Origin of the sequence: Pedobacter sp. SYSU D00535 (genome assembly GCF_017355855.1) — a bacterium.
Classification (GTDB): Bacteria; Bacteroidota; Bacteroidia; order Sphingobacteriales; family Sphingobacteriaceae; genus Desertivirga.
Map to the genome: position 1 here is coordinate 548420 of NZ_JAFEWD010000003.1, position 24080 is coordinate 572499.

A 24080-nucleotide genomic window follows, 5' to 3' on the forward strand; every position below is an offset into this window, starting at 1 on the left:
AAAGTATAACTGAACAATTAAATACCAATTACATGATGACAGCTTTTGGAAGGAAACCACAGCGATTTAAAACTGCTTTAGTTCTTTTCGCGACTTTGGTGACGGTGCTTCCTGCATCGTCCCAAACGACCCCTATCAATCGTAAAGCCCTGGTCGAACGGCATACCATTGTTAATACCCGTATTGATTCGCTCGAGTCGCTTTCACTCGGTAACGGAAAGTTCGCCTTTACGGCGGATGTGACCGGTTTGCAAACATTCCCGCTGCGTTATGCCAAGGGTGTTTCCTTGGGTACACAGTCGGAGTGGGGTTGGAACAGATGGCCTGATACCGCTGGATTTAAGTTTGAAGAAACTTTGCGGGAGTATACGCTGAATGGGAAAAAGTCAAGTTACTCCGTGCAGTGGTCAGCGCCCAACACCCGCCAGAGAAACGCTTCCGACTGGTTTAGAAAGAGCGTTCATCGCCTGCAACTGGGGAACGTAGGTTTTGATCTGTATAAAGCTGATGGTTCACTTGCCCAGCCAGCAGACATCAAAAATATCCGTCAGTCATTGAACATGTGGACCGGCGAGTTGACCAGTCATTTTACCGTAGATAATATTCCTGTCGATGTTATAACTGTTGGCCACCAGGACCAGGATCTGATTTCGGTACAAGTGAAATCAAAGCTGATTCCAATGGGCAGATTGAAAGTACGGCTTGTTTATCCTTACCCAACCGCCGATTTTCTGGATGAGGGGGTTAACTACAAGAACCCGGAGAAGCACCAATCTTCCATCCTGGCTAAAACCGGCGCCGGCGCAGTGGTGCAACACAAGTTGGAAGGCACCACCTATTTCACCACCTTCAGATGGAATAACGGATCTTCTATCGCTGCTACGGCAACGCCGCACTATTTTCAAGTGAATCCGGATAAGAACAGCGAAACCCTTGAACTGAGCGTGCTATTCAGTCCTTCACAGCCAGATGTTTCTACTTTACCAGCCTTTGCTAACACCAGAGCAAACAGCAACACCAAATGGAAAGATTTTTGGATGAGCGGTGCCGCCATCGACTTTACCGGAAGTACAGATCCGCGGGCAAAGGAGCTTGAAAGAAGAGTAGTAACCTCTCAATATCTGACTAAAATTCAGTGCGCGGGCGCTTTCCCTCCACAAGAAACCGGCCTGACCTTCAACAGCTGGTTTGGCAAGCCGCACCTGGAGATGCACTGGTGGCATGCAGTTCACTTCGCGCTGTGGGACCGCCCTCAGTTTATGGAGAAAACCCTCGATTGGTATTTCACCGTACAGGATAAGGCGAAGGAGATTGCACAACGTCAGGGATTTAAAGGAGCAAGGTGGCAGAAAATGACCGACCATGAAGGATTGGAAAGTCCTTCCTCTGTAGGAGCGTTCATCATCTGGCAACAGCCACACCCCATCTACATGGCGGAGTTAGCTTATCGCGATGAGCAAAGCAAAGACATCCTCGAAAAATATAAAGACATCGTTTTTCAAACTGCTGAATTCATGGCTTCTTTTCCGGCTTACGACAGTTTAAAGCAGCGTTATAACTTGGGAAAAGGTGTGATTCCGGCTCAGGAAGTTTTTAAGGCAGAAGAAACTTATAATCCCACTTACGAAGTAGCTTACTGGGATTGGGGACTGCGCATTGCTCAAAAATGGCGGGAGCGCTTAGGAATGCCGCGAAACCCTGAATGGGATGTGATCATCAATAAGCTGGCACCTTTGCCCGTACATAACGGCGTTTACTTGTCCACCGAAAATAACAAGGATTCCTTTACGAACGAAGCCTGGTTGCGCGATCACCCATCCGTCCTCGGAGCATTAGGAATGGTTCCTGCATCACCTAAATTGGATAAAGCAACAATGACCCGCACTTTCGATACTGTCTGGAAGGTATGGCAGTGGCCGGACACCTGGGGATGGGATTTCCCGATGACAGCACTGACAGCTGCTCGTTTGGGTAAAACAGAGAAAGCAATTGACGCCCTGTTCATGAACGTACAGACAAATCGCTACCTTAAAAATGGCCACAACTACCAGGATGGTCGCTTACGCATTTACCTGCCGGGTAATGGCGGGGTACTGACAGCCGTTGCTATGATGGCCGGTGGCTGGGACGGATCTACTGGTGCGAATCCGGGATTCCCGAAGAACGGAAAGTGGAAAGTGAAATCAGAAGGCTTTAAAAAGATGCCCTAAGGTTTGGCTACCAGAGGTAAGAAAGCCTCTTTTACATAGTAGACTAAAAAACCAAAGCCACCCATGAGGTGGCTTTGGTTTAGTATTAAGAGCGATATTTTTGACTTAAGAGCTGTTTCCTACTCAGGAAGGGTGATTCTGAAAGTCGTTCCTTTGCCCGGTTCACTGGCAACGTCGATCTTTCCACCGAGTGATTGAATCTGCGTTCTGGTCATGTGGAGACCCAAACCTCTTCCTTCCTTGTCGAAGTTGAATTTTTTATACAAGCCGAAAAGCTTGTCTCCCATCGAACACAGATCCATTCCGATCCCCTGATCACTTATTGCAATCTGTAAACCTTCTTCTACTTTTTCCGCTGAAATAGTGATAACAGGTGCCACGCCGTCTTCTGTGTATTTGATGGAGTTGCTGATAAGGTTGTAGAAAATGCTTTGCACGTAACTTTTGATTGATTTAAAATGCCTTAGCTCGTCGGGAATTTCATTCTTGATGATGGCATTAGAATCAACGATCTGCTTTTTTAGGTTATTTTTTACCGAATTGATAATATCCTGAAAGTCTAGTTCTTCACGCTTTTCATTGATCGGTTTGCGCGAGGATAAGATGAGATTTAGATCTTGAATAATAGAATCGATAGAACTGGCCGAGTCGGATATGAAGTTGACGAGCTCGCCCGTTTCTGATGCTTCTTCGGCATAGTGAAATTTTAAGATTTCGGTTAAGCCAATAATGTTTGCGATAGGGGAGCGGAGGTTGTGCGAAACAATGTAGTTAAACTGCATCAGTTCGTTGTACTTCTGCGTAAGCTCATTCAGAAGTCCTTTGTGCTCCTTCTCCAGGGCTTTTATCGCAGAATCTCCTTTTTTCTGATTGGAGATGTCGGTGATGAAGCCTTCAATGTCAACGCCGTCACTTTCATTTAAACTCACGCTGGCCACATCCCTGACCCATTTGACGCTACCATCCTTGCACATGATGCGATACTCAGTCTGGACCGAACCGCCGTCTTCAGTCGCATTATAAAAAGCGGAGGAGAATAGTTGCAAATCTTCCGGATGCACCAAATCCGACAGGTTGATCTCCAGCAACTCTTCTACCGAATACCCTGTAAGACTCAGGCATCCCTGACTCACGTAAATCATCGTCAGCTCAGGAGGGGATGTGAGTCTGTAGAACATTCCCTGGAGATTTTTAAGCAAATTCTCAGAGATCGTCAGATTTGATTTTTGGTCCTCTATTAACATTCTTTTCCCAGTTGTTAAGGTTTTTTGCAATTGGCGTTTCGCAGAACTATGCAAATGGAGTACCAGCTCCTCTCAAAAGACAGCAATTCAGGGCCTGTCCTTACTATTTGGAAGAAATATGTGGATTTAAGGCTGTGTTAAGCAATTGTTAAGCTTTCAGCCGTCTCATTTGCTTGGATTTGCCTCAAGTTTTTAAAGACGGCTGGGGGTACTACATCCCCAAAAATTCCCAATTGCATCCACAGTCCTGAGAAAACTGAGGAATCTGAGCACCTGCGGTTGCAGTCATCACGGCTCTACTTTCCCCGGTTGTTTTTGTAAATTTTTTATCACATCAAGTGCGGTTCTTGTAACAACTGTATTACTGCCCCCTTGCGGGATCAGGCAATTGCCGTAAAAAGAGCGTTTTAAACCGGATGAAAGGCCGAAATAGCGTCCGGGCCACAGGATACCACAGGATGTACAGCCCCGCTCATCCCGCTAACTTTAACCCTACCAATTATAAAATACTTGAGATTATGAACAGACTTATACACAAAGCCTATTTGATGCTAGCATTGGTAATAGCGTCGGTCCACGTAATGGCACAGCGTAACATGGAGAACCTGGGTCGGGGAGTGGTGGCTATTAACCAGGGACAAGGGAAGGTATTTATCAGCTGGAGGCTTCTTGCCACCGATCCCGATAATGTAGCTTTCAACATCTATCGCAAAACGGGAAACGCCGCTCCTGTCAAATTGAATAAAACAGCGATCACTACCACCACCAATTTCGCTGATAGCGGAGTGGACACCACCCGGGAAAACGCCTACTACGTTCGTACGGTGATCAACGGGAAGGAGCTGGAGACAAGTACCTCCTATTCGCTCAAAGCAAATTCAGGTGCAAAACCCTATCTATCTGTTCCGCTGCAAACCCTCGAAGGATATACGCCTAATGATGCCTCTGTTGGAGACCTTGACGGTGACGGAGAATACGAGATCGTATTGCACCAGGTAGGAAGAGGACGTGATAACTCGCATGCAGGAACGACAACCGATCCTATCCTCGAGGCCTACAAATTGGATGGTACCATGCTCTGGCGAATTAATCTGGGCAAAAATATCCGTGAAGGCGCTCATTATACGCAGTTTATGGTGTATGACTTAGATGGCGATGGTCGAGCAGAAATTGCCTGCAAAACTGCCGATGGAACAGTAGACGGAAAGGGCAAAGTGATCGGCGATCCAACGAAAGATTACCGCGATGAGCGCGGCTATATTCTTTCCGGTCCTGAATACCTTACTGTTTTCAACGGTCTAAGCGGTGCCGAAATTCATACTACCAAATATCTTCCGGGGCGCCATCCTGAAAAGGAGAATCCTACTACCGAAGAAATGGCGGCAGTGTGGGGTGACGGCCGGGGAAATCGAATGGATCGGTTTCTTGCAGCAGTAGCGTATCTGGATGGTAAAAATCCCAGCTTAATTATGTGTCGCGGTTATTATACCCGTACAGTGATTGCTGCATGGGACCTAAAAGATGGAAAATTAACTTCAAGGTGGGTTTTTGATAGCGATGCATCCCCTGAAAATCGTCCCTATCGTGGCCAGGGAAATCATAATCTAACTGTTACTGATGTGGATGGCGATGGTAAGGACGAAATTGTGTATGGTCAGATGACGCTCGATGACAATGGTAAGGGTCTTTACACAACCGGTATCGGGCATGCGGATGCATTGCATGTTTCTGACCTTGACCCTAATCGCCCGGGTCTGGAAGTTTTCGGTATCCAGGAACGCTTTGGTGATGCTGGAGCAAACTTCCGGGATGCACGTACCGGGGAAGTGATCTGGAAAAAACCTTCAGTGAAAGCAGGGGACGATGGGGAAGGACCCGGAAGAGGACTGTCACTGGATGTAGATCCGCGCTATCCCGGATTCGAATCCTGGGTTGCAGGCGCTAATATTGAGGGAATGTTCGACGTAAAAGGAAACAAAATTGCTGATCGTACGCCTTCCGTGAACTTTGGTATTTTTTGGGATGACGACATGCTCAGCGAGGTGCTTAATGGTACTACCGTTGGTAAATGGGACTATCTGAATCAGAAGACCAACATCCTGCTCAATGCGGCCGACTACGATTGTTTGAGCAACAATGGCACCAAATCGACTCCTGTGCTAAGTGGGGATATCCTGGGGGACTGGCGGGAGGAAGCAATCTTCAGGACACGGGATGGCAAGGAACTCCGTATTTTTACTACTACTATTCCAGCTAAAAACCGTTTCTATACATTCATGCACGACCCTCAGTATCGCTTGAGTATCGCCTGGCAAAACGTGGCCTATAACCAGCCTCCTCATACCAGCTTTTTTATCGGGGAAGGGATGAAAATACCGCCAAAGCCGAGTATCAATCTGGTTAAAAGGAAGAAGTAGCACCTTCAGAAGTGTCTATTACAATGTCTCAGGATGCCACAGGTTGCGCAATCGCCTCGCATTGCCGAAACTAGTGGACTTTTAGTAGAAACCAATTGTAATCGGGAAATCAGCTGGCTTTTTGAGGCATCTGCAGGGGTTTGTAAGAGTAAGGAGCAGTGTTTTACACGCAGGTGTGCTTGGAAGCAGGATGAAGATCCTCTATATTATAATTGTTACATAAGCAAGTTCCCGGCTTTCGCACACACGAAAAAATGGATATTAGGATTAAAATTGCAAATGGATTGCCTTCGGGCTTTTCCCTGCACGGTATTGAAAGGCTACCGGAACTAACACCACCTGATAGAAATGAAAAGGATAACATCTATAATTAAGACGAAGGCAGTTCTTGTCACCCTGTTGGCTCTTGTTATCGTGCTGCAAGCATTTAAAGAAGAGAAAATACCAACGATTTATATTATTGGTGATTCCACGGTTCGGAACTTCAATAATTCACAACGCGGATGGGGAACTTTCCTCGGTAGTTTTTTGGATACCAACCGTATTGCCGTTAATAACCAGGCGATGGCAGGTCGCAGCACCCGCACTTTTATTAAGGAGCAGCGCTGGACAAAAGTGGATTCTATGCTGAAACCCGGCGACTATGTCTTTATGCAGTTTGGTCATAACGAGGGAAGCGTTCCCGACACCAGCAGGGCAGGCTATCGCGGGGTATTGAGAGGGACAGGTGAAGAGGTGAAAGAGCTGACCTGGAAAGACGGGACGGTGGAGGTAGTACACACCTACGGATACTACCTGCGCAAGTTCATCCGTGAAGCAAAAGCCAAAGGAGCCATTCCGGTAGTGTTATCGATGATTCCACGGAATCAGTGGGACAACGACAAGGTGAAGCGCGCTACGAATGATTTCGGCAAGTGGGCAAAAGAAGTGGCAGAACAGGAGAACGTGGCTTTTATCGATCTGAATCAAATCACTGCCGATAAATACGATGAGATGGGACCAGAGAAAGTTAAAACACTTTTCCAGGGAGATCATACGCATACCAACGAGGCTGGAGCCCGCATCAATGCAGCATCGGTTATCAGCGGCATCAAAATGCATCCCCAATTAGCTCTTAATAAATTTATCAAATAGATATACTCAAAAACATCATCACACATCAAGATGTCAAATTCTCTTAAATTAAGCTCTTTACTAGCGATCATTCTTTTTTCATCCTTTGTTCTTTTTAAGCCAGCGGAAAAGCCGACGCTGTTTCTAATCGGAGATTCGACGGTGAAGAACGGCAAGGGCGACGGTGCTGGTGGCTTGTGGGGTTGGGGAAGTTTTATCGGTGAATATTTCGACGCAAAGAAAATTACCGTAAAAAATGAAGCGTTAGGAGGGACGAGTACCCGTACCTTTATGCATCGCGGACGTTGGCAGGCTGTCCTTCCTCAGATTAAAAAGGGAGACTATGTCATCATGCAGTTTGGACACAACGATAGCAGTCCGCTGGACGACTCAGCTAGAGCACGCGGCACCATAAAGAGTAATGGGGACGAAAGCCAGGAGATTTATAATCCGATTACTAAACAACGGGAGCTAGTTTACTCCTATGGCTGGTATTTGCGCAAATTTGTTTCAGACATTAAAGCGAAAGGAGCGATCCCCATCATTTGTTCGCATATCCCGAGAAATGACTGGGAGAACGGAAAGGTAGTGAGAAATACAGCCGACTATGGTGAATGGGCGAGGGAAGCTGCCAGGCAAAGTGGCGCTTTTTTCATCGACCTTAATCAGCTGATTGCCGACGAGTACGATCAGCAGGGGGAAGCGAAAGTGCGCGCCACCTATTTCAATACCAAAGACCGGACGCACCCGATAGAGGCAGGATCGCGCTTAAATGCGAAAATGGTAGTTAGGGGAATTAAGAGAGTTGAGGGACTACCTTTAAAGAAGTATCTAACCAAACAGGCAAAGAAAGAAATTAACTAATCGATTAAATTAATACGTAATGAACAATAGTTTCAGGCTTAAAGCCGCTCTGTGTTTACTGATTTTTGTAGTATCTGCCGGGCAGATCAGCGCTCAAAAGCTACCCAAGCAGAAAAAGGTGTTGAAGGTGATGCGCCAAACCAACGAGTATTTTATGAACAAGTGGCCTGACCCGGGAAAGTCAATCATTACTAACCGCGAGCGCCCGAGTAACATCTGGACCAGGGGCGTGTACTATGAGGGATTGATGGAACTCTATCGTATTGATCCCAAAGAGTCACAGAAGAAAGTGTACTACGACTATGCAGTTGATTGGGGAAATAAGCATAATTGGGGACTGAGAAACGGAATTAAAACCCGCAATGCAGATGACCAGGCTTGCGGTCAAACTTACATCGATCTTTATCTGATCGACAAGAAAGAAGAAAGAATCAAAGATATCAAGGCATCTATCGACCTAATGGTCAACAGTCCGAAAGCGGACGACTGGGACTGGATCGATGCGCTGCAGATGGCAATGCCGGTGTACACGCGGCTGGGAGTGGTGTATAACGACACCTCGTACTTCCGCAAGATGTACGACTTGTACGCCTTCTCGAAATACAAGCACGGCGGCAACGGCCTCTGGAATCCTGCTGACAAACTGTGGTGGAGAGATAAAGACTTCGTACCTCCTTACAAAGAGCCGAATGGCGAAGACTGCTACTGGTCAAGAGGTAATGGTTGGGTAGTTGCTGCACTGGTAAGAACGCTAGACATGCTGCCTAAAACTGATCCTCATTATAACGAATACATGCAGGATTACAAAGATATGCTGCAGGCTTTATTGCCTATCCAACGTTCAGACGGTTTCTGGAATGTAAGCTTGCACGATCCAACCCATTTTGGTGGAAAGGAAACTACCGGAACTGCGCTGTTTGTTTACGGAATGGCTTATGGTATTAACAAAGGCCTCATCAGCAAGGAGATCTATCAGCCGGTGGTGATCCGTGCCTGGAACGCAATGGTGAAAGATGCGGTGCACAAAAACGGTTTCCTGGGTTATGTGCAGGGTACCGGAAAAGAGCCGAAAGACGGCCAGCCGGTTAGCTATACCAGCATGCCTGATTTTGAAGACTATGGCTTAGGCTGCTTCCTGCTTGCGGGCAGCGAAGTATACAAAATGAAAAAGTAAATCCGTTAGAAATCGCTTCCTTCGGCTTCGGCGGGAGGGAGCGTGTTTTCTTATCACCATACCTCCATTCCAATCAACTAAGCTGATCATAAGCCGATCTAACGTTTGTAGATACAGGCGCTGGTAGCAGTCAGTTAGCAAGCAGGGAAACGCTGCTAAGCAGAACTAATCAATAACCAATTTTACAGAAGTTAATATGTCGAAACTAGCCTTTAAGATGAAGCTGAAACCGGGCTTCAAAGACGAGTACAAGAAACGCCACGACGAAATCTGGCCCGAGTTGAAGGAACTGTTAAAACAGAACGGCATTAGCGATTACACTATTTTTCTGGATGAAGAAACGAACATTCTTTTTGCTGTTCAGCAGCAATCAGGTGCCTCTTCTCAGGATCTTGGCAGCACAGAGATTGTGCAGAAATGGTGGGCCTACATGGCTGATATCATGGAGACCAATCCGGATAACTCTCCGGTCAGCACTTCCCTGGTGGAGGTATTTCATATGGACTAAGCAAGGCACGACATATATACATTTAAGAAAAAAGGACCAACTGGACATTGCAGCAGTTAGGGACTAAAGAAGAGATTTTATGCGGTTGACTAAACAAACAATTCTACTACTGGCAGGACTGGCTGCCGCTCAGATCACAGCCCGCGCACAAACAGCACTATGGCCGGAAGTTAAAAAGGAAACAAAACCCTGGACCCGCTGGTGGTGGATGGGGAATGCGGTAGATGAAAAGAACATCGGCAGCTTGCTTGAATCCTATAACCAAGCAGGCATCGGAGGGGTAGAAATAGCACCGATTTATGGGGCAAAAGGCTATGAAAGCAGGTACGTACAATACCTGTCGCCACAATGGATGCAACTGCTGAACTACACGAGCCAGAAAGCGGGTATGCTTAACATGGGCGTCGATTTAACTAATGGAACGGGCTGGCCGTTTGGCGGTCCCCAGGTTCCTGCGGAATATGCTGCTGCCCGTCTTATCGTCAATACCTACAAACTTGGAGGAGGCGAAACGTTGAAAGAGCGCCTCGTTGTGACCGACCCCAAAGCGGGCCTTACCAAGTTGCAGGCAGTAACGGCCTACAGCGACAAGGGAGAGGTGCTGCAGTTGCTCGACAAGGTTGATCAGAACGGCAATCTGAAATGGACGCCAAAAGCCGGCAACTGGGAGATCTATGCAGCTTTTAATGCTCGTACCCGTCAAATGGTAAAACGGGCGGCACCAGGTGGCGAAGGGTTTACGCTTAACCACTTCTCCAGACCTGCGCTGAACGAATACCTGTCGCGCTTCGACAAAGCGTTCAAAGCTTCGCCACCCAATGTAAGGGCGTTCTATAACGATAGTTACGAGGTGTACAATGCCGACTGGTCCGATCAGTTCTTCGAGGAGTTTCAAAAACGCCGCGGTTATGATTTAAGGCTGCACCTGCGCGACTTCATGAGCAAAGAAAAATCGGAGAAGGTAGCCCGTCTGAAGTCGGATTACCGGGAGACCATGGCCGAAATGCTGCTGGACAACTTCACTATCCCCTGGACCAACTGGGCCCATCAGTACAATGCAAAAACCAAGAATCAGGCCCACGGCTCGCCGGGTAACCTGCTCGACTTGTACGCTGCAGTAGATATCCCCGAGTGCGAGACCTTCGGCTCCAGCTATTTTCCTATCCCGGGCTTACGCCGAGATAGTGCCGATATCCGGAATGTAGACCCGGATCCGGTAATGTTGAAGTTTGCTTCTTCCGGAGGGCACGTGGTAGGCCATAACCTGGTTTCCTGTGAAACCTTTACCTGGCTCACCGAACACTTCAAAACTTCCCTTTCGCAGGCGAAACCAGAAGTAGAGCAGGTCTTTTTATCGGGAGTGAACCACGTATTCTATCACGGTACCACCTATTCGCCGGAAGATGTGAAATGGCCGGGATGGCTGTTCTACGCTTCGGTAAATATGGTGCCAGCGAACAGCCTCTGGTCGCATGTACCCGGTCTGAATAGCTATATTACCCGTGTGCAATCTGTATTGCAGGCAGGTAAACCGGATAATGAAGTGCTGGTCTACTGGCCGGTATACGATGCCTGGAACGATCCGAAGGGAATGGATATGCCATTGAAGGTACACGACGTCGACGTCTGGCTGCACCCTACGCCTTTCTATAAAAATGTAACTTCTCTGCAAAGCGCAGGCTATTCGCTTGACTTTATTTCTGATAACCTCCTTAAAAATTCTTCTGTTTCTAACGGTTCAATCAGCACAGCTCCCAATGCCTCTCCTTACAAGGTCTTAGTGGTGCCGAAGGCAGAGATTATGCCGGTGGAGACCTTGCAGAAGATGATCGAGCTGGCCAGGAATGGTGCTACTGTGATTATTCAGCAGCTACCCAACGACGTGCCGGGCTTGCAGAACCTGGAACAGCGCCGTAAAGATTTGAAATCCCTGATTGCTTCGCTCGCTTTCGTGGATGCTGGAAACGGTATGAAGCAGCTGAAAACAGGTAACGGAAGTATCATCCTCTCGGAGGATGTTCAGAAAGCGCTCGCCTTCAAAGGGCTGCAGGGAGAGAAACTTGTGCAAACGGGATTGAAGTTTGTGCGCCGTCAGGCGGGAAATGATAAATTCTATTACCTCGTTAACCACACGCCAAAAGCCATTAACACGGATCTGCCGTTAAACGTGGCCGCCTCCTCGGTGCTGATGCTCGATCCGCAAACAGGGAATGGTGGAAATGCGGTTTCATCAGTGTCAGGATCTCAAACCAATGTAAAAGTACAGATCCAGCCAGGTGAAGCGCTGATTTTGAAAGCTACCGCGGATATGGGAACTGCGACTCCTGCATGGACCTATCTGAACGAAGCCCTGGCCCCTGTTACCGTTAATGGTACCTGGAACCTCGACTTCACTGAGGGTGGTCCGACAAGTCCTCAAGACCGCAAACTAAAACAACTGGTATCCTGGACCGACTTGCAGGATAGTGCCGCTATTGCCTATTCGGGCAAAGCCGACTATACCATCACCTTCAAAATGCCTAAAGTGCAGGCCGATGAATTTGTGCTGGACTTAGGGAAGGTGCATGAAAGTGCGCGCGTGTGGGTAAACGGACAGGATGCAGGCATTTTATGGAGCATTCCGTACCAAACACGTATTGGTAAGTATCTGAAGCCGGGTAAGAAAAATACCATCCGGATTGAGGTGGCTAACCTGATGGCTAACCGGATCAGGGATATGGACAGGAAGGGAATTCAGTGGCGAAACTACCACGAAATCAACTTCGTCAACATCAACTATAAAAACTTTGACGCTTCTAACTGGAAGCCACAGCCTTCGGGCTTGATTGGTCCGGTAACCATTACGCCATACAAAAAGTAACATGAGGATCTTTTTTATCGCATTGATTAGTTTTTTGAGTGTAGCCAGCTACGCTCAAAAAACTTTTGAAACGACGCTGCCGGGTACAATCATTGTCCCGGCTTCTGTTTTTTTAGACCGTATGCCTAAGGGTAACGTCATCGCAGAAGCAGGCCAGCTAAGGGCTCCCTGGATTTTTAACAATACCGCTATTGTCCTGAACTCTGAAACCAACCTCATCACGAAGGTCAATGTGCCCCAATCTGGCAGCTACTACCTGTACGTGCGCAGCTTGGGTAAGAAAGGAGCCGGCTTTAAGGTCTCTGTGGGAGATAAAGTGAGTGCGGAGACTTTCGGTCGCGATAGCCTCAGCTGGCAGCGGGCAGGTGTTTTTAATTTGAAGGCCGGACTGCAGGATGTGAAGATCACCCGTATCGACCCTTCCCCTGTTGTTGACGTGCTCGTGCTAAGTAAAAACGCCGAACTGAAGGAGGAGGACATTAAACCGCTTCAGCTGAATTCGGACGTGGTGCTGCTCAGGGAATACAGCATCCCGGTATCTAATGCAGTAAAGTTCGGCGATGTCAATAATGATAAGAAAACCGATTTCCTGGTGATCAGTCCGGATTGGACGGTTACCATGTTCGACCATTCGGGCAAAGACTTATGGTCATGGAAAGCACCTGCAGCTTATACCAGGGAGCGTTCTGAGTTTGAAGCTCCGGGAGTGCTTTGGGATTTCGACCGCGACGGCAATGCCGAGGTGGTGCACTGGCGCTTTCTGGACGACAAGGAATGGCTGGTAGTGGCAGACGGAAGAACGGGAGAGGTGCTGCGGAAAACGGAGTGGCCCACGAAGGCACTGCCGCACGTGTATAATAATTTCCGCCTCGCGATAGCGAAGCTGACCAAGGGAGTACCGAATGAACTGGTAGTCTTTACCGATTTTGGGGGAGCCATGAACATCAACGCCTTTGATGCAGCCCTGAAACCTTTATGGCAGCATACCGAGCAACGCAAGAAGGATAACCTGGGCCACTACATTTACCCTGTAGATCTGAATAAGGATGGGATCGATGAAGTGCTGGTGGGATCGCTGTTGCTTGACGCAAAGGGCAAGGAGATATGGAATCGCTTTGATCTCCTGAACGATAATCACGATCACGCCGATAGCTACAAGTTTGGAGATGTGGACAGGGATGGAAACCTGGACATTGTGATCGCCAATAGTGAGACGGGTGTATACGCAATCAAAGGGATGACGAAGGAGATTATCTGGCAAAATGTAGCTGAACATAGCCAGCAGATCCAGGTGGGCGACTTTCTGAAAGATGTGCCCGGCCCGCATGTAGTGGTCGGAGGAAGAACGTACGGCAACCGGCAGATCAATGAGCCCTATTTGTCCAGTCAGTTGTACTGGTTCGATCGCCAGGGTAACCTGATTTCGATGTGGCCGAAAGGCTTCCCTTTAAATGGTAACCCCGACTTCGTCACCGGCAACTGGAGAGGCAAAGGAAAACCCTCGCTGTTCTGGTATAAGTTCCTGCTGAACGACAAGGGCGAAGGTGAATTGTATTTCCCCGACGGGGTCTTTCACATGTTCGATTTTACCGGACGGGGAGCAGAAGAGGTCATCACCCTTTCAAGAGGAAGTCTGAAGGTATTCGGATCAAGATCGGCGTCTTATCCCGGCAAGGATCTGAAGGCTGATTTGAATTACCTGAGATCGAAGGTGGTAAATCATACCCATTACTAAAAAAGGCCCCAGCGTTGTCCTGTTGCAAGAAACCGCAAAAACTTTTTATATTAGGAAATTCCTTTTGAGCCAATGAAGCCAGCTAAAATTTTTGATCACATTCACATTGACGAGTTCTCAGCAACACCCAAATATCTTCAGCTTACCAATTCTATTTTAACGGCTATTGAGGCTGGTAAGATCAAGAAGAACGATATGCTGCCCTCGATCAATGAGCTGAGCTATGAGTTGGAAATTTCCAGGGATACGGCCGAGAAAGGATACAAGTACCTTAAAAAGATCGGAGTGCTCGGCTCTATCCCCGGCAAGGGGTATTACATAACCGCGACCGACTTTCGGCAAACCCTCCGCATCTGCCTGTTCTTCAATAAGCTGAGCTCTCATAAAAAGCTGGTTTACGATGCCTTCGTTGCCGCGCTGGGCGACCATGTAGCTGTCGACTTTTACATCTACAATAACGACTGCAAGCTATTCCGCAAAATTCTCAGCAATAAGATGGAGGGTTACTCGCATTACGTGGTTGTACCGCATTTTATCGAAGGCGGGGATGATGCCTACGAAATTATCAACACCATCCCGAAGGAAAAACTGGTATTGCTGGATAAAAAGGTGCCGGGCGTAGATGGCGAGTATGCTGCCGTATACGAGAACTTTGAAAAGGATATTTATGATGCACTGGACCAAGCCCGCGAGCACCTGAGTAAGTACCATACGATCAAGCTGATTTTTCCCGATAAGAGCTACTATCCGAAAGAGATTAAAAAAGGCTTCCTGCGCTTCTGCCAGCAGTATGCTTTCAATCACAAAGTAGTGGCCGACATTGCTGCCGAGTCGCTGGAAGCGGGGGAGGTGTATATCAACCTGATGGAAGACGACCTGGTCACTTTAATTGAACGACTGATCAGCAAGAAGCTGGCAGTGGGAAAACAGGTGGGCGTGATCTCCTACAATGAAACGCCGTTAAAGAAAATCATCCTCAACGGGATCACCACTATTTCTACTGATTTCCGGGAAATGGGGACCACAGCGGCAAAGATGATCCTGGAGAATTCCCGGATGCATGTTGAAGTGCCCTTTCACCTCACGCTGCGGGCCTCTCTTTAGCAAGTCAAACTAAGTTTGCGTATTTATTGTAGTTATAACAATGAATACACACTTATACGAAACGGGCATCATTGGGAACTGTGCCTATATTGCTCATGTACACAAAAACACCAATATTGCCTGGCTTTGCTGGCCCCGCTTTGACAGCGCTTTTTTATTCGGCGGCTTGTTGGACGAGGACAAAGGTGGAGAGTTCTCTGTTCTGCCTGACGGCGAATATAGCTCCCACCAGTATTACCTGCAGAATACCAATGTAATTTGTACCGAGATTACCTGCAGTGGCGGTAGCTACAGGATCACCGATTTTGCTCCGCGATTTCATCAGTACGAACGCTTCTTCAAGCCCCTCATGCTAGTCAGGAAGATAGAGGTGATTCAAGGGAGCCCCCGCATCAAGGTGAAGTGTGAGCCGGTGTGCGATTATGGTCGTAGTCGTTTGCAGCCCCACCGCGGAAGTAACCATATCGAGTACACGGGCTGTGAAGATACTATCCGGCTAACGACCAATATTCCGATTACCTATCTCTTTGAGGAAACCACTTTCGTCCTTAACGACACGAAGTACCTGGTGATGACCTGCGGCCATCCGCTGGAAGCACCGCTCGTGAGCACTTGCGAAAATTTCCTGAGGGAAACGATTAACTATTGGCGCACCTGGATCAAACATAGCACCATCGCCGGGTTTTATCAGGAGTACGTCATCCGCTCGGCCCTGGCCTTGAAGATCCATCAGTTTGAGGACACCGGTGCGATTATTGCCGCCAGCACCACCAGTCTTCCCGAAGCGGATGGTTCGGGGAGGAACTGGGATTACCGGTACTGCTGGCTGAGAGATACCTATTACGTCATATCGGCCTTAAACCACATCGGGCACTTTGAGGAGATGGAGCGGTATTTTCACTACGTGGCAGATATTTCCGTCGCTGAAGCAGATCGTTATCAACCCCTTTACGGGATCGACGGGCGTAAGGCTTTGCCGGAGCGTATTCTCTCGCATCTTAGCGGATATAAGGGTAACCAGCCCGTCCGGGTCGGAAATCAGGCTTACGAGCACATTCAAAACGACATCTATGGGCAGGTCATGATCTCTATCCTGCCTCTGTATATCGATCACCGCTTTATTGACCAGGAACGGAAAGACTCAGCCAAATGGATCAATTTTGTACTCGACAAGATCAGTGCTACTATCGATGAGAAGGATGCAGGGATTTGGGAGTTCAGGAATTTCGCCAATATTCATTGCTACACCAACCTCTTCCAATGGGCGGGCTGCGCGGCGGCAGCAAAGATGGCCCGCACGCTGGAGCACAAGGCCCTGGAGCGGAAGGCGCTCTACTTGCAGAAAAAGGCAGCAGCGCATATAGAAAGTTGTTACGATCCGGGGCGTAAGGTGTATACCAATGCCAGGGGAAGCTCGCACCTCGATGCCAGTACGCTGCAGTTGATTATGATGAACTACCTGGATCCTGCCTCCGACAGGGCGAAAGACCATTTGAAAGCGCTGGAGGCAGAGCTGAAAACATCCGGCGGGCTGTTCTATCGCTACCTGCATCCGGACGATTTTGGGAAGCCTCACACCACTTTTTTAATTTGCGCATTTTGGTACGTCGAAGCGCTGGCTTGCGTGGGAAGGGTAGACGAGGCAATAGAGGAGTTCGGCAGTTTGATCAAGTACAGCAATCATCTACTGCTTTTCAGCGAAGATGTGGATGCATCTACAGGAAGCCAGTGGGGGAATTTCCCCCAGGCTTATAGTCACGTAGGCTTAATGAATGCGGCAAGTCGTATTGCTAAGAAGCTGGACCTTCCCGTTTTCCTGTGATTACTCCGAAACGTAAGATTTTTTAAGAGCAAGGTTTTTGAGAAAATGCCTTGCTTCCCTATGATCCCGCAGGTAATACCTGGCGGCGGAAATATGGCTGCCAATTTTGATGGTGACGGCATCTGAAGGAAAAGCTTTAAACATATCCTCATCGGTATGATCGTCGCCCAACGCGAGAATATAATCGTAGTCGCATTGATCCAGCAGCGTCAGGGCAGCCTTCCCTTTGTTTACCTCCACGTTTTTGATCTCGATCACCTTATTTCCGGGCAGGATCTGTAGGCCCTGGTCGGCAGTGATGAACCGCAGGTCGCTCATCAGTTCGTTGGCACGAAGTTCTCCCAGTCCTTCTCCAACTTTACGGTAGTGCCAGGCGAGCGAATACGTTTTTTCCTCGATGAATGAGCCTGGAGTACGGTCGACGTAGGTTTCCAGTACCGGCTGTACGTCGTTTTTCCAGTAATTGGACAGGCCCGGGATCTGCAGCCATTCCTGCTCTCGCCTTTTCTGCCAAACCCCATGCTCTGCAATAATATCGAGAGGCAGATGCCCAAACCAGTTCTCAAGTGTGTCATGTTTGCGGCCGCTGATTAGCACCACCGCATTGGCGGGATCGGAGGTCAGCTGCTCCAGGATGCTGTACAGCTCTTCATCAGGACTGGCCTGTTCGGGATTGATCTGGAATCCAACCAGGGTTCCGTCGTAGTCAAGGAAAATCATCCTTTTAGACGCAGCAGTGTACTGCTGTTCCAGGTTGGTTAGGCTCTGCGGACCAATTCGCTTCGCTTGCATCGACTGCTGCATCTGCTTTACCTCGTTCAAACGGTCCATATAGATCTTCACCCAGTGACGAATATTAAATTTCGAAACTACCTCACGCATCGCTTTCATCCGGCAGCGCTGTTCCTCGGCGGGCATGTTGAGGGCCTGAATGATGGCCTTGTAAACCTCTATGATATTATTAGGGTTGACGATAATCGCGTCTACCAGTTCTTTGGCTGCACCGGCCATCTCGCTTAAGATCAGTACCCCGTTTTCATTGGTGCGACTGGCTACGTATTCCTTGCTCACCAGGTTCATCCCATCCCGCATAGGAGATACCAGACAAACGTCGGCCGTATAATAAAGGGCAGAAAGCATGTCTTCGGGGAACGACCGGTAGTAGTAATGCACAGGCAGCCATTTTAGCGTACGGTAGCAGGAGTTAATGTTTCCTACAATCTTGTCGATCTCGTCTCTCAGCTCCTTGTACTGCGGTACCGTATCCCGCGAAGGAACAATGATCATGTACAGCACCACCTGTTCGATATATTCGGGGTTTTTCTGCAACAGCATCTCAAACGCATGAAGCCGTTGCAGCACGCCTTTGCTGTAGTCGAGCCGGTCGATGGTAAGTACCAGGCGGCAGCCTTTGAAGGTAGTGCGCAGCATCGTTGCGGTTTCCTTCACTTCTTCCCGCTGCGTCAGCTCTTCAAACCGTTTGTTATCAATTCCCATCGGGAAAGACTCGATAACGATCTGCCGGTCGTTATGGTTGACCACGTTGGCCGAAGAATGAACAGGCAGGATACGGGTGGCTGCACTCAGAAAATGCCGGGCATCATCGAAGGTATGGAAGCCAAGCAGGTCGGCTCCAAGCATATTTTCCAGGATCTCTGCACGCCAGGGGATCAGCCGGAAGAGCTCATAAGAAGGGAAGGGGATATGTTGGAAGAAGCCGATGGTGATGTCGGGCTGCTCCGCCCGGATCAGCCCCGGAAGCAGCAGCAATTGGTAATCATGCACCCAGATCACATCTCCCGGCTCAGCAATCTTTAACACCGCTTCTTTGAACTTATGATTTACGGAAACATAGCTCTCCCAATACGACTGTTCATATTTGGCATAGGTGGGATGGTAATGGAACACGGGCCATAGCACCTCGTTAGAAAACCCTTCGTAGTAGAGGTTGATTTCATCCTGGCTAAGAAAAACAGGGTTTAAGTTGATTTCGGATAACTTCTCGCTTACCTCTGCTTGCTTTTCCTCCGAAAGCACCTCCAATCCCGGCCATCCGATCCACATGTTATCTCCCTGACGGTAAATTGAGCCTAATCCTGTAGCTAGTCCACCTTCACTTTGCTTTAACTCAAAGACTCCATTTACTTCAGAGATTTTTACAGGTAGTCGGTTTGAAATAATGATCGTTCTGCTCATAGATTTTCTCAGTATTTAGATATAAGAGCTAAAAAACATTCCTGTTTTCAGCAAAATAAAAATTACAAGGACTTGATTGGGACACAGGTAAGGGTAGCCAACAAGTATACCAAAACAGGAGCACCGTTCCAATTCAGGTATTAATTCAGCCATTTAAGTATTAAGTCGACCAAATCATACGCACACGGGTTGAGATCTCCTAGCGAGCAGCGAAGAGATCTGCTATCCACAGCAGTTTTCCACAAGAGGGGTATAAAAAATGAAATTAATGAGAACCCAATGTTAAAGGTCCTGTTAATAGGTTGTTAATCAATCAAATGAGAAACTTTAAAAACAACGGTCATGACACGAAACAGGGCTTCATCTATCAAGAACTGGATCAAGAATATGGGTTTTCAGCTAACGAAATCTCATCTATTGGATCACCGGAGGAAGAAAATCAAGTACTATACGCTTGAGAATTTTGGCGTGTATGAAGAAATCACCCCTGCAAAAAGTGCAAGTGAGAAAAAGCAGAAGTTTCTCTCCTGGACGCCCTGGGGGGATTGTTTCGAGGTTACCTCGGTGAAAGATTTGATGAGGGCCTACGAAGAATTCAGAGACTATAATCCTAACGTGGTGCTTAATTAGCCCGCTCACCTAGTTTCAGTAGTTGCAAAGGCAGCTACTGAAACAGCCTATAGCCCCAAATTCACCAGCTTTCCCGCTAATACTTCCGAGATTTTACGATACGACTCGACCGTCCATCCTCCTACATGCGGACTTAAGAGCACACGTCCGTTAGATACTAAATCCTGGAACCAGGTTTGCTCGCCTAACTGCGGGAACTTCTCTACTTCCAGCACATCCAGCCCCGCACCTAAAATTTTACCTTCCCGGATGGCATTCAACACGGCTACCGTATTGACAACTTCTCCCCGGGCCGTATTCAGGAAGAAAATGGGTTTCCGGAAGTGAAAGAAGTATTCGTCGTCTACCATCTGCCGCGTTTCGCGTGTGAGGGGGATATGCAGGCTGAGTATATCGGCTTGTTTTACGACCTGTTCCATACTCACTTCGCTGGCATACTCGTCAGAGAATCCGGTTTTGTACTTGTCGTACGCTATTACATTCACCTCAAAGCCCTTCAGCTTCCTGGCGAACGAGCGCCCCATATGGCCGTAGCCAATAATAGCAACGGTGCGCCCTTTCAGTTCCAGACCACGGTTCCCTTCACGGTCCCAGATGCCGTTTCGCACCTCGATATCTGCTTTACGCAGGTTGTTCATCAGGGAGAGGAGCATGCCCACCGCATGTTCACCTACTGCATCGCGGTTTCCTTCGGGTGCGTTCAGCAAACGTATTCCCCTGGTATTGGCATAGGCCTCGTCGATATTGTCCAGCCCAGCTCCAGCCCGGGCAATAAATTGTAAGCGCGTACCGGCGTCCATCAGCTCGCGGTCAATCTTAAACTTCGTTCTGATGGCGATGCCCAAGTAGTTGCCAACGACAGCCAGCGTTTCTTCCCTGCTGATATCGGGTCGGTCATCGACCACGTAGCCCAGTTTTTCCGCTTCCTGCTTAAAAAAGGGATGGAGTTTATCTGCGATCAGGATGTTCTTCATTTTTGTCTTTCAGCTACGTAATTAGTCAGGTAAACAAAATCGCTTACGCTCAGTCGCTCGGCACGCAGGTCGAGCATCGGCTCTTCCGTCATCTTATCTTTGGATATCAACGAAGAGATGGCGTTACGCAAAGTCTTCCGCCGCTGATTGAAGCCGGCCTTCACCACTTTCCGGAACAACTCTTCATCGCAGTGGATCAGGTTCTCGCTTCTTCTTTTCAGCCGGATGACGGCCGACAATACCTTCGGCGGAGGATTGAATACGCCTGCCTTCACCGTGAACAGGTATTCCACCTCGTAATACGCTTGTACCAGCACGCTCAGAATGCCGTACTCTTTCGAGCCGGGAGCAGAAGCACAGCGCTCGGCTACTTCCTTCTGAAACATGCCGACCATTTCCGGGATCAGCTCCCGGTTATCTACAATCTTGAAAAGGATCTGAGAGGAAATATTGTAAGGGAAGTTACCGATCACCCCAAACTGATCCTGAAAGATCTGCCTGAAATCCAGCTCCAGGAAATCGCCACTGATCAGCTTTGATCCCAGCTGCGGGTATTTTTTATCCAGATAGGCCACCGACTCGGTATCCAGGTCGATGAGGAAGGTTTCGTATCCGGGTTGCTGCAGTAGAAAGTCCGACAAGATGCCCATGCCGGGTCCAACCTCCAGCACCTGCTTATACTTCCCCTCGGGTTGTAAACTGTTGACAATCCTGGATGCGATATTCTTATCGGTAAGAAAGTGTTGCCCCAGATGTTTTTTGGCACGTACAGAACTCATCAGCACTTATTTTGTTGCAAATAACGTAAAAATAGATGTGAGATTTGTGATACAATGATGTAAACTGCCGGTCTGAAAATTCAGATAAAAGAATTTTATCTAAGTTTGTACAAATTTTCCTTACCCTGATTGGGAACTTAAATTATGAGCGAAAAAATTAAAGTCGGAATTTCTATTGGTGATATTAACGGTATCGGTCTTGAAGTGATCATTAAAACCTTGTCTGATAATAAGGTGCTGGACTATTGCACTCCAATTGTCTACGGAAATACCAAGGTCGCTTCCTTTTATCGTAAAGCCTTAAATATTTCAGACTTTAGTTTCAACGTCATACAGCAAGCTGGGCAGGCCAATCCTAAAAGGGCAAACATCATCAATTGCTGGGATGAAGATGTAAGAATCGAACCCGGCACGGTGAACGAAACTGGCGGCAAGTACGCCTTCATATCGCTGGACCATGCCGTTTCAGATCTCCTGGCGGGATCAATTGACGCACTGGTAACAGCTCCTATCAATAAGCACAACATCCAGAACGAAAATTTCAGCTTTCCCGGTCACACGGAATATATTCAGCACCGGAGCAACGCTGCGGATTCCCTAATGTTTTTAGTGGGTGAAGACGTGAAAGTAGGGGTGGTGACCGGCCATATCCCTGTCGGGGAAGTAGCAGGCAAGATCACCAAGGAAGGGATTCTGTCTAAGCTGGAGCTGATGCGTAACAGCTTAAAACAAGATTTCTGGATCCAGAAGCCAAAGATTGCTGTGTTGGGATTGAATCCGCATGCGGGTGATAATGGCTTGATCGGTAATGAGGAATCGGCGGTCATTGCTCCGGCAATCGAAGAGGCCGTAGCGAAAGGCATCTTTGCATTCGGCCCTTACTCAGCAGACGGCTTTTTTGCAAGTGGTGCACACCTCAAATTTGATGCGGTACTCGCCATGTACCACGACCAGGGTCTGATTCCATTTAAATACATCGCGTTCCATAACGGTGTCAACTTTACCGCCGGACTTCCGGTAGTGCGTACCTCCCCCGATCATGGTACCGGATACGACATTGCCGGCAAAAACCAGGCATCCGAAAATTCCTTCCGCGAAGCGCTGTTCATGGCGATTAATGTGGTAAAACGCAGGAAGGAAATGAAGGAGTTAACAGCAAATCCCCTGAAGATAACGAAGCTTTCGAAAGACCGAGATTAGTGATCGGACGACTTCAAGTCATCCGACCACTAATCTCATGCACCTACGCAAGTCTCTTATCGTTTTATTCGCTATCGCTCTTCGGAATTTCGCTATCGCTCTTCGGAATTTGCAATTCCGAAGTTCCTATCGAAGGATTTGTAATCCGAAACCTGCTGTTTTATTTGTTTGCACGGTCGAAGGAACCACTAACGACCAGTGTTCCTTGCCATCCCGACGATAGGAGGAATCTAAATTTCTTTGCCCTGATAGCCGGGCAGGCCTAGTCCTTTTCTCTTGAAAGAAAAGGACCAAAAGTTCAAGGACTTCCCAAGGTGCCTTTTCGCACAAGTCAACCGCACAGTTCTGCCAGCAGCGCTCAGGGCTGCGTCTGCTTTGCCCTAATGCTCATTTCCCTCGCTTCGCAAACCAGCCAATGCCCTCTTCCCTGGCTCAAACCCTGCTGATCCAGGAACTTTATCCGGCACTGAGGGAAGTCCGGCCCTCCGGATCAGGTGTACTGCTAAAAGCATTGCTTAAAAAGGCAAGCACTTGCTCCGAAGGATTTTTCCCTCTCCTGGAGGAGAGGGTCAGGGTGAGGTGAACAGCAATAACTTTCCTTGACACAGCCCTGCTTTTTTGCTCTTCGGAATTTGTAATTCCGAAGTTCCTACCGTAGGATTTGTAATCCGAAGTCTCCGACACTTCTGGCAGTCAACTCCCATCCTTCCGGCCATCTTGTTCGGATATGTCTTAATCATGGTCATATCTCAGTTGTATATGCATTAGCTTTTCCTACAGGAGATGAGCATCAGATGAGCGAGAGATGAGGGGCAGAGTGCCGGTTGGTAGGGAGAAGGCTGCCATGTGATAGCTTGCGTGGTTTGTGCAGTTGCATCAATTTGCATAATCACCAAGAACGACTTGCGACCAGTTTTTCTTGTCATCCCGACGATAGGAGGGATCTAAGTTTCTTTGCCCTCATGGCCGGGTAGGCCTAGTCCTTTTGGCTTAGGCCCAAAAGGACCAAAAACCCCAAGGACTTCCCAAGGTGCCTTTTCGCACGAGTCATCCCACAGTTCTGCCAGCAGCGCTCAGGGCTGCGTCTGCTTTGCCCTCTAGCTCATAGCCTTCGCTTCGCAAACCAGCCAATGCCCTTTTCCATCACACATGGCTTGCTGCTGCCAGAACTTTATCCGGCACTAAGGGAAGTCCAGCCCTCCGGATCAACGTTAGTGCGATTAGAACAATTGATACAAGTAAGGAGGTGA

General features: G+C 48.2%; 17 protein-coding genes. 12 read left to right on the forward strand and 5 right to left on the reverse strand.

Going from position 1 to position 24080, the window contains the following annotated elements:
- Positions 1-32: 32 nt before the first annotated feature.
- On the forward strand, positions 33-2210 hold the full coding sequence (locus J4N23_RS10365; RefSeq protein WP_242689174.1) for a hypothetical protein: 2178 nt from the start codon (positions 33-35) through the stop codon (positions 2208-2210).
- Between the two features lie 119 nt (positions 2211-2329).
- On the opposite strand, the gene J4N23_RS10370 is transcribed toward J4N23_RS10365, so the two are convergent.
- Positions 2330-3454 carry a PAS domain-containing protein gene (locus J4N23_RS10370; RefSeq protein ID WP_207427039.1) on the reverse strand — a complete coding sequence of 375 codons (1125 nt, stop codon included), beginning with the start codon at positions 3452-3454 and terminating at the stop codon, positions 2330-2332.
- A 518-nt stretch (positions 3455-3972) separates the two neighbouring features.
- Here J4N23_RS10370 and J4N23_RS10375 point away from each other — a divergent pair.
- The 9 genes from J4N23_RS10375 (at position 3973) to J4N23_RS10415 (ending at position 17051) form a co-directional block, all read left to right on the forward strand.
- Complete coding sequence (locus tag J4N23_RS10375; protein ID WP_242689175.1) at positions 3973-5871, forward strand: rhamnogalacturonan lyase; 1899 nt, start codon at positions 3973-3975, stop codon at positions 5869-5871.
- Between the two features lie 348 nt (positions 5872-6219).
- Positions 6220-7005, forward strand: a complete 786-nt coding sequence (locus J4N23_RS10380) for a rhamnogalacturonan acetylesterase (RefSeq protein WP_207427046.1) — start codon at positions 6220-6222, stop codon at positions 7003-7005.
- A gap of 30 nt (positions 7006-7035) precedes the next feature.
- Entirely contained in the window at positions 7036-7848 is an 813-nt protein-coding gene (locus tag J4N23_RS10385) for a rhamnogalacturonan acetylesterase (protein WP_207427048.1), read from the forward strand.
- 19 nt (positions 7849-7867) lie between these two features.
- The gene (locus tag J4N23_RS10390; protein WP_207427050.1) at positions 7868-9022 is read left to right on the forward strand and encodes a glycoside hydrolase family 88 protein; all 1155 of its coding nucleotides are present in this window, start codon (positions 7868-7870) and stop codon (positions 9020-9022) included.
- Positions 9023-9218: 196 nt separating this feature from the next.
- Positions 9219-9530 carry an L-rhamnose mutarotase gene (gene rhaM / locus J4N23_RS10395; RefSeq protein WP_207427058.1) on the forward strand — a complete coding sequence of 104 codons (312 nt, stop codon included), beginning with the start codon at positions 9219-9221 and terminating at the stop codon, positions 9528-9530.
- Between the two features lie 79 nt (positions 9531-9609).
- Positions 9610-12390 (forward strand): glycosyl hydrolase, encoded by a 2781-nt coding sequence (locus tag J4N23_RS10400; RefSeq protein ID WP_207427060.1) that lies wholly within the window; start codon positions 9610-9612, stop codon positions 12388-12390.
- Position 12391: 1 nt separating this feature from the next.
- Positions 12392-14125 (forward strand): hypothetical protein, encoded by a 1734-nt coding sequence (locus J4N23_RS10405; protein WP_207427063.1) that lies wholly within the window; start codon positions 12392-12394, stop codon positions 14123-14125.
- A gap of 72 nt (positions 14126-14197) precedes the next feature.
- Positions 14198-15229 carry a substrate-binding domain-containing protein gene (locus tag J4N23_RS10410; protein ID WP_207427065.1) on the forward strand — a complete coding sequence of 344 codons (1032 nt, stop codon included), beginning with the start codon at positions 14198-14200 and terminating at the stop codon, positions 15227-15229.
- 40 nt (positions 15230-15269) lie between these two features.
- Positions 15270-17051: a glycoside hydrolase family 15 protein gene (locus J4N23_RS10415; RefSeq protein ID WP_207427067.1), complete on the forward strand. Its 1782-nt coding sequence runs from the start codon at positions 15270-15272 to the stop codon at positions 17049-17051.
- On the opposite strand, the gene J4N23_RS10420 is transcribed toward J4N23_RS10415, so the two are convergent.
- Positions 17052-19247, reverse strand: coding sequence for a bifunctional alpha,alpha-trehalose-phosphate synthase (UDP-forming)/trehalose-phosphatase (locus J4N23_RS10420; RefSeq protein WP_207427069.1), 2196 nt, complete (start codon positions 19245-19247; stop codon positions 17052-17054).
- Positions 19248-19589: 342 nt separating this feature from the next.
- Between J4N23_RS10420 and J4N23_RS10425 the strand changes: the two genes are divergently transcribed.
- Positions 19590-19877, forward strand: a complete 288-nt coding sequence (locus J4N23_RS10425) for a hypothetical protein (RefSeq protein ID WP_207427070.1) — start codon at positions 19590-19592, stop codon at positions 19875-19877.
- A 47-nt stretch (positions 19878-19924) separates the two neighbouring features.
- Here J4N23_RS10425 and J4N23_RS10430 read toward each other — a convergent pair whose 3' ends face one another.
- Both J4N23_RS10430 and rsmA read right to left on the reverse strand, forming a co-directional pair.
- Complete coding sequence (locus J4N23_RS10430; RefSeq protein ID WP_207427072.1) at positions 19925-20851, reverse strand: 2-hydroxyacid dehydrogenase; 927 nt, start codon at positions 20849-20851, stop codon at positions 19925-19927.
- The gene (gene rsmA / locus J4N23_RS10435) at positions 20848-21630 is read right to left on the reverse strand and encodes a 16S rRNA (adenine(1518)-N(6)/adenine(1519)-N(6))-dimethyltransferase RsmA (protein WP_207427074.1); all 783 of its coding nucleotides are present in this window, start codon (positions 21628-21630) and stop codon (positions 20848-20850) included. Before rsmA ends, J4N23_RS10430 begins: the two co-directional genes overlap by 4 nt.
- Positions 21631-21774: 144 nt before the next feature.
- Between rsmA and pdxA the strand changes: the two genes are divergently transcribed.
- Positions 21775-22830: a 4-hydroxythreonine-4-phosphate dehydrogenase PdxA gene (pdxA, locus tag J4N23_RS10440; RefSeq protein ID WP_207427076.1), complete on the forward strand. Its 1056-nt coding sequence runs from the start codon at positions 21775-21777 to the stop codon at positions 22828-22830.
- Between the two features lie 456 nt (positions 22831-23286).
- Here the strand turns inward: pdxA and J4N23_RS10445 are convergent, their stop codons facing one another.
- Positions 23287-23436 carry a hypothetical protein gene (locus tag J4N23_RS10445; RefSeq protein ID WP_207427077.1) on the reverse strand — a complete coding sequence of 50 codons (150 nt, stop codon included), beginning with the start codon at positions 23434-23436 and terminating at the stop codon, positions 23287-23289.
- Between the last annotated feature and the right edge of the window lie 644 nt (positions 23437-24080).